This window comes from Pseudarthrobacter sp. efr-133-R2A-89, from assembly GCF_030209315.1.
In the GTDB taxonomy this organism is placed as follows: Bacteria; Actinomycetota; Actinomycetes; order Actinomycetales; family Micrococcaceae; genus Arthrobacter.
In genome coordinates this window covers 341805-351431 of record NZ_JARVSE010000006.1, presented here as the reverse complement: position 1 = coordinate 351431, position 9627 = coordinate 341805, and the positions used below count along the sequence as shown (strand labels likewise).

The 9627-nt window shown below is 66.8% G+C and carries 7 protein-coding genes and 1 rRNA gene; 5 read left to right on the top strand and 3 right to left on the bottom strand.

Going from position 1 to position 9627, the window contains the following annotated elements; translation table 11 throughout:
* The first annotated feature begins 278 nt into the window (after positions 1 to 278).
* The 5 genes from rrf (at position 279) to QRM95_RS13190 (ending at position 6003) form a co-directional block, all read left to right on the top strand.
* Positions 279 to 395 (top strand): 5S ribosomal RNA (gene rrf / locus QRM95_RS13210).
* Between the two features lie 240 nt (positions 396 to 635).
* A complete protein-coding gene (locus tag QRM95_RS13205; RefSeq protein ID WP_011693739.1) occupies positions 636 to 920 on the top strand; it encodes an HU family DNA-binding protein in 285 nt (94 codons plus the stop codon).
* 113 nt (positions 921 to 1033) lie between these two features.
* Complete coding sequence (locus QRM95_RS13200; protein WP_285248021.1) at positions 1034 to 3193, top strand: bifunctional copper resistance protein CopD/cytochrome c oxidase assembly protein; 2160 nt, start codon at positions 1034 to 1036, stop codon at positions 3191 to 3193.
* Positions 3193 to 5202, top strand: a complete 2010-nt coding sequence (locus tag QRM95_RS13195) for an NHL domain-containing thioredoxin family protein (protein ID WP_285248020.1) — start codon at positions 3193 to 3195, stop codon at positions 5200 to 5202. Before QRM95_RS13200 ends, QRM95_RS13195 begins: the two co-directional genes overlap by 1 nt.
* 423 nt (positions 5203 to 5625) lie before the next feature.
* A complete protein-coding gene (locus QRM95_RS13190) occupies positions 5626 to 6003 on the top strand; it encodes an endonuclease domain-containing protein (protein WP_285248019.1) in 378 nt (125 codons plus the stop codon).
* 130 nt (positions 6004 to 6133) lie between these two features.
* Here QRM95_RS13190 and QRM95_RS13185 read toward each other — a convergent pair whose 3' ends face one another.
* The 3 genes from QRM95_RS13185 to QRM95_RS13175 form a co-directional block, all read right to left on the bottom strand.
* On the bottom strand, positions 6134 to 7126 hold the full coding sequence (locus tag QRM95_RS13185) for a hypothetical protein (protein ID WP_285248018.1): 993 nt from the start codon (positions 7124 to 7126) through the stop codon (positions 6134 to 6136).
* A 169-nt stretch (positions 7127 to 7295) separates the two neighbouring features.
* Positions 7296 to 9026, bottom strand: a complete 1731-nt coding sequence (locus QRM95_RS13180) for a helicase HerA-like domain-containing protein (protein ID WP_285248017.1) — start codon at positions 9024 to 9026, stop codon at positions 7296 to 7298.
* A 48-nt stretch (positions 9027 to 9074) separates the two neighbouring features.
* Complete coding sequence (locus tag QRM95_RS13175; RefSeq protein WP_285248016.1) at positions 9075 to 9614, bottom strand: GNAT family N-acetyltransferase; 540 nt, start codon at positions 9612 to 9614, stop codon at positions 9075 to 9077.
* Positions 9615 to 9627 lie beyond the last annotated feature (13 nt).

The following is a 9627-nucleotide window of genomic DNA, read 5'->3' as shown; positions in this document are numbered from 1 at the left end:
ATGTGTGAGAGGCCCCCAGCCAGACCACTGGGTTGATAGGCCGGATGTGGAAGCGAGGACTAACGACTCGTGAAGCTGACCGGTACTAATAGGCCAACAACTTACACCACACAGATACATACAAATTCTGCTTGCGTCCACTATGTGGTTCCCAACCAACAACCCCGCAACACCCGGGGCTTTGTTACGGCACGGAACCAACAACTGAATAACAACACCACACATGTTGTAACCACAGTCTTCCCACCAACCCCCAGGGTTGGGACGGGTAACAAGGTTACGGCGGTCATAGCGTGGGGGAAACGCCCGGTCCCATTCCGAACCCGGAAGCTAAGACCCACAGCGCCGATGGTACTGCACCCGGGAGGGTGTGGGAGAGTAGGACACCGCCGGACACACACCACTGGTCGAGGCCCCAACCAACACGGTTGGGGCCTCCCACATTTAAAAACACCACCACCCACCCCCGTGAAGGGGTGGATATAGCCTCCGAATTCGGTGATTAACCTCAAAAAGTCGCGGAAACACGCGGAATTTGCGGATCGGAACGTCCCAAGCTGGTAAGTTTTCGAACAGTGGCTTGCGCGCATGCCGCGTGCAGGCTTCAGAATCAAGAATCGTCCAGGAGGACATAAATGGCTAAGAACCGTAGTGAACTTGTTGCAGAGGTAGCTGGCAAGGCCGGCACCAGCCAGGCTGCCGTCAACTCCGTCCTCGACGCTCTGTTCGAGGTTTTCGAGACTTCTGTCGCCGCCGGCGAGAAGATCACCATCCCGGGCTGGCTCGCCGTAGAGCGCACCGACCGTGCCGCTCGCACCGGCCGCAACCCGCAGACCGGCGAAACCATCCAGATCGCAGCAGGCCACAGCGTCAAGCTGACCGCCGGCTCCAAGCTGAAGGCTGCTGTCTCCAAGAAGTAGAGCATTCTCCCTGTCCGGCGCGCAGCCGGCTGGAAGGAGCGGCAACCCCATGGGTTGCCGCTCCTTGGCTTTAAGCCGGATTCGCCGCCCGGGCAGGCGTAGCGGACAATGGAATGGTGTCTTCTGCCGCAAAACCCCGTTCCACCGCGCCCCAGTCCGAACCTGGCAAGGGAGCCCCGGTCCGGGACGCCGGGATCAGGGGGATCCCGTTGCCCTGGCAGCTGGCGGGACTGGCAGCCCTCATCCTGGGCCTCACGGCAGCACTGCTCTTCTCCGGCGCGGCAGCAGCCCGCAGCGTCGCGGATCCCGGCGCCTTGGTCCGGTGGGGCCTTCCCATCAGCAAGGCCATCCACAACGTGTCCCTGGCCACCGTCGTTGGCGGCCTGATTTTCGCCGTCGGCATCCTCCCCAAGAACCTCAACGCCCGCAGCCGCGACCGGGAAACATCCCGGGATGCAGGCCCCGAGCACCCGGCCTTCACCCGTGTCCTGGCCGTGGCAGCCGCAGCGGGCGCAGTGTGGACGCTATCCGCCATTGCTGTCCTGGTCCTCACCTACGCCGATGTTGCGGGCCAGGGGCTCTCCGGGGACCCCGCGTTCACCCAAGCCCTGGTGTACTTCATGACGGATATCGAAACGGGCCGGGCGTGGCTCGCCGTCACCATCATCGCCGCCGTAGTGACAACCGCGCTCTTTGGCGTAAGGTCCACCGGCGGCCTGTTCCTCACCCTCATCCTGGCCCTCGTCGGCCTGGTCCCGGCAGCCCTGATCGGGCACTCGTCAAGTTCCTCAGACCACGAAGGGGCCATCAACTCGCTGGGCCTGCACTTGGTGGGCGTGAGCACTTGGGTGGGCGGCATCATTATCCTGGCCATGCTGTCCGGCATCCTCACCGGACCCAAGGCCGGTACGGCAGCCGATATCACCGAACCGACCCTCCGCCGCTTCTCCACACTGGCAGGCTTCGCCTTCGTGCTGGTTTTCGCCTCCGGCATCATCAACGCCAACATCCGCGTCACCAGCTGGGCAGACCTCTTCGGATCGGCGTACGGCCAGCTGATCCTTGCCAAGACGGCCGGGGCCGTGGTGCTGGGCGGCATTGGCTTCATGCACCGCCAGTGGGTCATTCCGCAGCTTGGCCGCAAGGCCGCCGCCATGTCCTCCCGGCGGGTGCTGTGGCAGCTGATCCTGGCCGAGCTGCTGGTTATGGGTGCCACCTCCGGCATCGCCGTGGCGCTGGGCCGGTCCGCCCCGCCGCAGCCCACCACGCTGGCGCCGGATGCTTCCCCGGCCTTCATCCTCAGCGGCTATGAACTCCCCCCGGAACTCACGCCGGAACGCTGGCTCACTGAGTGGCGGCTGGACTGGCTCTGGGTCGCCGTGGCCCTCTTCGGCCTGGTGTCCTATTTCCTGGGCGTGGCAAAGGTCCGCCGCCGGGGCGACAGCTGGCAGTGGTTCCGTTCCGTGAACTGGGTCATCGGCCTGGTTGTCCTGACGTACATAACGTCCGGGCCGCCGTCGGTCTACGGCCGAGTCCTCTTCTCCGCGCACATGGTGGACCATATGGCCCTGACCATGGTGGCGCCGATCTTCCTGGTGCTCGGAGCGCCGGTGACACTTGCCTTGCGGGCACTGCCCGCCCGCAGTGACGGCTCCCGGGGCGCGCGCGAGTGGCTGATGGTTTTCGTGCATTCGAAGTTTTCACAGCTGGTGACGCATCCGTTGTTTGCGGCCGCTAACTTTGCCGGCTCGATCGTGCTGTTCTACTACTCGGACCTGTTCGGGTATGCAATGCGCGAGCATGTGGGCCACGAATTGATGAACCTGCACTTCCTGCTCACCGGCTACATTTTCGTGCTGACCATGATCGGTACGGACCCGCTGCCGCGCAGGGCGCCCTACCCCATGCGCCTCCTCCTGCTCCTGGCAACCATGGGGTTCCATGCCTTCTTCGGCGTCTCCATCATGGGTGGCACCGGTCTGCTGGCGGCCGACTACTTCGGCAACCTCGGGCGCGCCTGGGGGCCCTCCGCCCTCGGTGACCAGCAAGCAGGCGGGGCTGTGGCCTGGGGCATCGGCGAGGTGCCCACGCTCCTGGTGGCGATCGGCGTCGCCATTATGTGGTCAAGGTCGGACCAGCGGGAGACAAAACGCGTGGACCGGGCGGCGGACAGGAATAACGACGCCGATCTGGCCGCTTACAACGATATGTTTGCCAAATTGGCTGAACGCGACGCCAAGCTGGCTGACCGCAACAAGCTGGAAGGACGCTGATGAGCGAAACCGTACGCACGCACGCCCGGGTCCGGGCCTCCGAACTGGTGGGCCGCAACTGGTTGAACACCGGCGGCAAGAGCCTGGACCTCGAAGCCCTGCGCGGCAAGATCGTCCTGCTGGACTTCTGGACCTTCTGCTGCATCAACTGCCTGCATGTCCTGGATGAGCTGCGGCCGCTGGAAGAGCAGTACTCGGATGTCCTGGTCACCGTGGGGGTCCACTCGCCCAAGTTCGAGCATGAAGCGGATCCGGTGGCGCTGGCCGCCGCCGTGGAGCGGTACGAGATCCACCACCCCGTCCTGGACGATCCCGAGCTGGACACCTGGAAGGCCTACACTGCCCGCGCCTGGCCCACCCTGGTGGTCATCGACCCCGAGGGCTACATCGTGGCGCACCTGTCCGGCGAGGGCCACGCGGACGGGCTGGCGGTGCTGATCCCCGAACTCATCGCCGAACACGAGGCCAAGGGCACCCTCCACCGGGGTTCCGGCCCGTACGTGGCGCCCGAGGCGACCTCCGGCACGCTGCGCTTCCCGGGCAAGGCGTTGTTCCTGCCGCCGGGCCGCGGCTCCACGGCCGTGTCGGAAACGTCCGTCGCCGGCAGCTCCCCGGATGCCGCCGCCAAAGGTTCCTGGCTGGTCACCGACACCGGGCATCACCGCCTGGTGGAGCTCGGTACGGACTTCACGACTGTCCTGGCCACCTTCGGCTCCGGCACCAAGGGCCACGCCGACGGTCCGGCCGCCGGTGACGATGCCACCGCCCGGTTCAACGAGCCGCAGGGCCTGGTGCTCCTCCCGGAAGATGTGGCAGCCAAAGCCGGGTACGACGTCGTCATAGCGGACTCAGTGAACCACCGCCTCCGCGGGCTGTCCCTCAGCTCAGGCAAAGCCTCCACGCTGGCCGGGAACGGCATCCAGCGCCTGCTGGAGACCGGACCCGCGCGGGTGGACGAAGAGGCAGCCGGCTTCACCGGACGCCTGGGCGGACACCCCCTTGAGGTCTCGCTGAGCTCACCGTGGGACGTTGTCTGGTCGCGCAAACTGAACGCGGTGGTGGTGGCGATGGCCGGAACCCACCAGATCTTCAGCTTCGATCCCCTGACCGGTGCCGTCTCCATCGTGGCGGGCAATGGGCTGGAAGGACTGCTGGATGGTCCGGCCCACGAAGCCTGGTTCGCCCAGTCCTCCGGCCTGGCCGAGGACGCCGACGGCAACATCTGGGTTGCGGACTCCGAAACGTCCGCGATCCGCAAGCTGGTCGTTGGCGAGGACGGCTCGGTGACGGTTGAATCCGCCGTCGGCAAGGGCCTGTTCGACTTCGGTTTCCGCGACGGTCCCGCCGCCGAGGCCCGGCTGCAGCACCCGCTGGGCGTGACCGTCCTGCCCGACGGTTCCGTGGCCATTGCGGATACCTACAACGGGGCCGTGCGCCGGTACGACCCCGCGTCCGGCACGGTGTCCACGCTGGCACGTGGCCTCGCTGAGCCCTCCGACGTGATCGTGGACCACACGCAGTCCGCCGGCTCGGAGCCGCTGCTGGTGGTGGTGGAGGCCAACAAGCACCAGCTGGTGTACGTTCCCATTCCCAAGGAAGCGCAGCAGGTGGATGAAGGCGCATCCCAGACCCAGCGGCCCAAGAGCCCCGTGGCCTCGGGCCCGCTGGAACTGACGGTCCGCTTCACGGCTCCCACCGGGCAGAAGCTCGATGACAGGTGGGGAGACCCCACCCAGCTGAAGATCTCCTCCACCCCGCCCGAGCTGTTGGTCTCCGGCGGCGGGACGTCCGTGGGGCTGCTGCGCACCCTTGAGTTGTCGCCCGACGTCCCGGAAGGCGTGCTGCACATTACCGCCCGTGCCGCGGCCTGCGACGGACCCGAGACCGAGGACGGCGAGATCCCCGACCACGCAGCCTGCCACCTCTACCAGCAGGACTGGGGCATCCCGGTGGTCCTGCAGGCCGACGGCGACACCGAGCTGGTCCTGGACCTCCGCGGAATGGACTGATACTGCCTCTGGTTTGCTGAGAGGCTGCTTCCTTGTGACTCCGCGTCACGGGAGGCAGCCTTTCGCGTTTCCCGGCATGGCGGCCGTCCCGGAATTCCGGGCTTTTCGCAGACCGCCGGCGCTGAAAGCGTGCTGTGCGTGACGCTGGCCGGATCCTCCGCTGTCCACATAGGGCGGCGCCGGGGTATGGGCGGCCGTCAGAAGCGGGGCACCATGGCCGGGTGGATGCCCTCAGAGCCTTGGAAGTCTGCGGCGGAGCCGCACGGAGACCCGCACTGGCCAGAATGGGAGTGGATGACGCCGCCCTCAGGAGGGCCGTACGGGCGGGGGTCCTGCAACCGGACCGGGGTCTGTATGCGCTTCCGACGGCGCCTCCGGACTTGGTTGCCGTGCTGCGAAACCGGGAGTTGTTGACCTGTTCCAGTGCTGCGACTGCGCCAGCGCTTGCCGGGAAAACGCAACGGAAAGGCCAGGGCGGTCCTGGACTGGGTGGATCGCGGGGCGGATTCCCTCCTCGAGACGCTGGCACGCACATACTTCCGGCAGGCGGGAATCCAGGTGCAACCGCAGGTGTACCTCGAGCGGGTGGGGTATGTGGACCTGCTGCTGGACGGATGGCTGGTCGTTGAACTGGACGAGAGGCACCACGCGGAGTGGAAACAGGTTCAAAAGGATCATCGCCGAAACAATGAGTCGGTCCTGCAGGGATATACAGCCCTCCGCTACTACTATGCCGACGTTGTGTACGGGCCGCAGGCGATGGTGGAGCAGGTGCTGGCCGTCCTGCGGCGGCGGCGCTAACTTGCCGGCGGCGTCACGCGGAGCACGTTTTTACGGTCCCTGGGCCGCCGCAGCCCCGCAAACTCAGGGGCTGCGTCATGCGCCCCTGTTGAAAGCGTGCCTGGCGTGACGCGGCGGGGAGGGGAGGGGCCTAGAAGCTCAGCATCGGGGTGACCTTGACGGTGTCACCGGAGACGTCCAAACGGGTGGTGAAGCTGAAGTCCACTTCCGCGTCCAGGGGATACCAGGCCCCGGTAAAGGCATTCTGCTGGAGCGCCTCCACCTTGGCCTTGCCGTCCAGCGGCGCCACCACCCAGCGGCCGTCGAACGGTTCCACCGATACGCCCGGGTACTCAGTCACGGTCCATTTGATGCTGCCGTCCTGGACCCTGTTGTTGCTGGCGTAGTAGAAGGGGCAATCCGGCTGGAGCTTCTGTTCCTTGACTGCCTCTGCCGCGCAGCCGTCAAGGAATTCCCGGACCTTGGCCGCAACATCGTTCTTCAGCTTGTCCGTGGCCTGGGTCAAAAGGTTCAGTGGAGCCACCGGGGCGTCCTTGGAGGTGACGGTGGCGCGGGTGGCGGGCGCCGAGAAGTACTGCCCGTTCAGGGATGCCTCGTACTCGCCGGGATAGAACACGGCAAAGGAGTTGCGGCCGCCCGGCATATTTACCGGAACGCCGTTGACGGTGGCCTCATTGCCGTTAACCACGGTCATGTCCACCGTGGGCAGCCGGGACGGGACAAAGGCCCAGGTGTTGAAGAAAAGCCACTCGGTGCCGGTCTTCTGCAGCAGGAATTCGGTGCGGAGCCGGCTGCCGTCGATCGTGTACTCAAGGGGCACCATCACCTGGTCGCCGGGGCGTTCCTCGGGATCGCCGACGTCGACGTTGGACAGCCGGGACGCCGCCGTCTGAAGCCCGCTTCCGTCAAGCATCGCGGCGTTGCCGGGCGGGACAGTGGCGCGCAGGATGCCCAGCGCCCGTCCGCCGTCACCGCTCCTGAGCGCGTCCAGGTACTCCCTGACGGGCTGCTGCGGACTGGCCACGGTGTTGTTCACGATATTGATGGCCACGACGGCTCCGGCGATGGCAAGCATGAGGCCCAGCAGCCATCCGGCCGCGATCCTCACCAACGCTTGACTCATCTGCACGTTTCTTACAGTAACGGCAGTGCGGACGCACTCTAAAGTTGGTGTCCCCCTAATCCGGCGGGCGGGACACCGATAAGGCCCGACGGCGGGTGGCCGGCAAGGGTCAGCGGGCGCGGCCTGCCGTCGGCGCGCGGGGCATACCGGCTGCCAGGCGGCAGCGGAGTCAGCGGCGGCGGCGCCGGGTGGACGAGGTGCCGAACACGCCGCGGAGCAGTTCGCGTCCCAACTGGGTGCCCATGGACCGCGCCATGCTCTTCAGGCCGCCACCCAGGGCGCCGCCGAGCACACCACCCAGATCCCCCATCACCCCGCCGGGCTGGGATTGCGGCTGCGGGTCGGCGGGCGGCCGGGGAGCGCGGGGCGCGGGGGCCGGGGTTGGCGCGGGCCTGCTGCTGGGCCGGCCCAGGATTTCCTCCTCGATCCGGCGGGCCTCGGCATCAACGTCGTAGCCCGCCGGCGCGGACTGGCCGGCCGGTGCATCGGCGGGCGGTTCGGGTACGGCCGGGCCGGTGGGTGCCGCCGCCTTGCCGGTGGGTGCCGCCGCCTTGCCGGTGAGCTTTTCATAGGCGGACGGGTTGTCCACGGCCGTCCCGTATTTGCCCAGCAGTGCGGAGCCGGCCACCGTGCTCCGCACCAGGGCGTCCTCGGCAGGCCCCATCACGGATTCCGGCGCGCGGAGCCGGGTGAGGGCCACGGGCGTGGGCGCACCCTTCTCATTCATGACGGTGATGACGGCCTCGCCGATTCCGGCCGAGGTCAGGGTTTCCTCGAGGTCGTAGTCGCTGACCGGGAAGGTGGACACCGTGGCCTTGAGCGCCTTGGCGTCCTCGGGGGTGAAGGCGCGCAGGGCATGCTGCACCCGGTTGGCCAGCTGGCCCAGGACGTCGGCGGGCACGTCCTTGGGGGTCTGGGTGACGAAGAAGATGCCCACGCCCTTGGACCGGATCAGCCGGACGGTGGTGGTGATGGCGTCCAGGAAGGCCTTGGAGGCGCCGTTGAAGAGCAGGTGGGCCTCGTCGAGGAAGAACACGAGCTTGGGTTTGTCCAGGTCGCCGGCCTCGGGCAGGTCCTCGAACAGGTCCGCCAGCAGCCACATCAGGAAGGTGGAGAACAGCATGGGCTTGGTCTGCAGCGTGGGCAGCTCCAGGCAGGTGACCACGCCGCGTCCGTCCGGAGCAGTGCGGAGGAGTTCGGCGGTGTTGAATTCCGGTTCCCCGAAGAACTTCTCCAGCCCCTGCGCCTCAAGGTTCACAAGTTCGCGCAGGATCACTCCGGCGGTTGCTTTGGACAGGCCGCCGAGTTCCTCCAGCTTGTCCTTGCCCTCGTCCGAGGTGAGGAACTGGATGACGGCACGCAGGTCCTTAAGGTCGATGAGCTCCAGGCCGTTCTTGTCCGCGAAATAGAAGACCAGCTGCAGGCTGGATTCCTGGGTGTCGTTCAGTTCCATGATCCGCGAGAGCAGGACGGGACCGAAGGAGGTGACCGTGGCGCGGACGGGGACACCGTTGCCGTCCCCGCCAAGCGCCAGGAATTCCACCGGAAATGCCTTCCCCGCCCAGGGCTGGCCGATGCTTTGGGTGCGGGCGGTCAGTTTGTCGCTCCCGACGGCGGCTGTTGCCAACCCGGAGAGGTCGCCTTTGATGTCGGCCAGGAAGACGGGGACGCCGGCGGTGGACAGCTGTTCGGCCATCATGTGCAGCGTGACGGTCTTGCCCGTACCGGTGGCGCCGGCCACCAGTCCGTGCCTGTTCATCATGGCCAGCGGCAGCCGCACCGGCGCGTCCTTGTGGAGTTCGCCGTCGATGATGGCGGCCCCCAGCTCGATGGTGGCACCCTCCAGCGTGTAGCCCTGCTGGATGGTGGCAAGCTTCTCTGCTGTGGTTTTCGTGGCCATGGCGTTAGCTTAGCGGCGGGCTGCCCCGGATGGGCGGTACCCGCCCGGTCAGTTCGGCGGCCCCGCGGGCAGGTCCTTGGTGAACGCCAGGGGGCCGATGGTCTCCGGGTCCGCCGTCAGGTCGAACTGCGCCTGGTAACCGGTGTTCAGGTAAAGGTGCTTGGCCTCCGGCTGCCGTGGCCCTGTGGTGAGGTACAGCCTGGTGTAGCCTCGGGAGGCCGCCAGGGCCTCGAGTTCGGCGAGGACCACGCGGCCCAGACCACGACGGCGGTGGGCCGAGTGGGTCCAGATCCGTTTCAGTTCCGCCGTGGCGGGGTCGTACCGGCGGAACGCGCCGCCGGCGATCGACTCGCCATTTTCCTGGATCACCAGCAGGGCTCCATGGGGGCCCTCGAATTCGGCCGCCGGGTAGCGGTTCAGTTCCTCGGCCGCGGCGCCGCGGCCAAACAGTTCCCCGTAGCGGGTGTCATATTCGACGGCGAGCTCGTCCAGGAGCGGGCGGACACGGGGATCGTGCATGGGCAGGCTGAGGACTGTCAGGGCGTTGGGGTCCAGGGGCCTGGGACGGAGGCCGGGTTCTGCGGTCACTGGTCTTTCCTTG

Excerpts from the sequence above, each read along its gene's own strand:
- QRM95_RS13205 (WP_011693739.1), top strand. The coding sequence starts at position 636 with ATGGCTAAGAACCGTAGTGAACTTGTTGCAGAGGTAGCTGGCAAGGCC.
- QRM95_RS13195 (WP_285248020.1), top strand. The coding sequence starts at position 3,193 with ATGAGCGAAACCGTACGCACGCACGCCCGGGTCCGGGCCTCCGAACTG.
- QRM95_RS13180 (WP_285248017.1), bottom strand. The coding sequence starts at position 9,026 with ATGGCCACGAAAACCACAGCAGAGAAGCTTGCCACCATCCAGCAGGGC.
- QRM95_RS13185 (WP_285248018.1), bottom strand. The coding sequence starts at position 7,126 with ATGAGTCAAGCGTTGGTGAGGATCGCGGCCGGATGGCTGCTGGGCCTC.
- QRM95_RS13200 (WP_285248021.1), top strand. The coding sequence starts at position 1,034 with ATGGTGTCTTCTGCCGCAAAACCCCGTTCCACCGCGCCCCAGTCCGAA.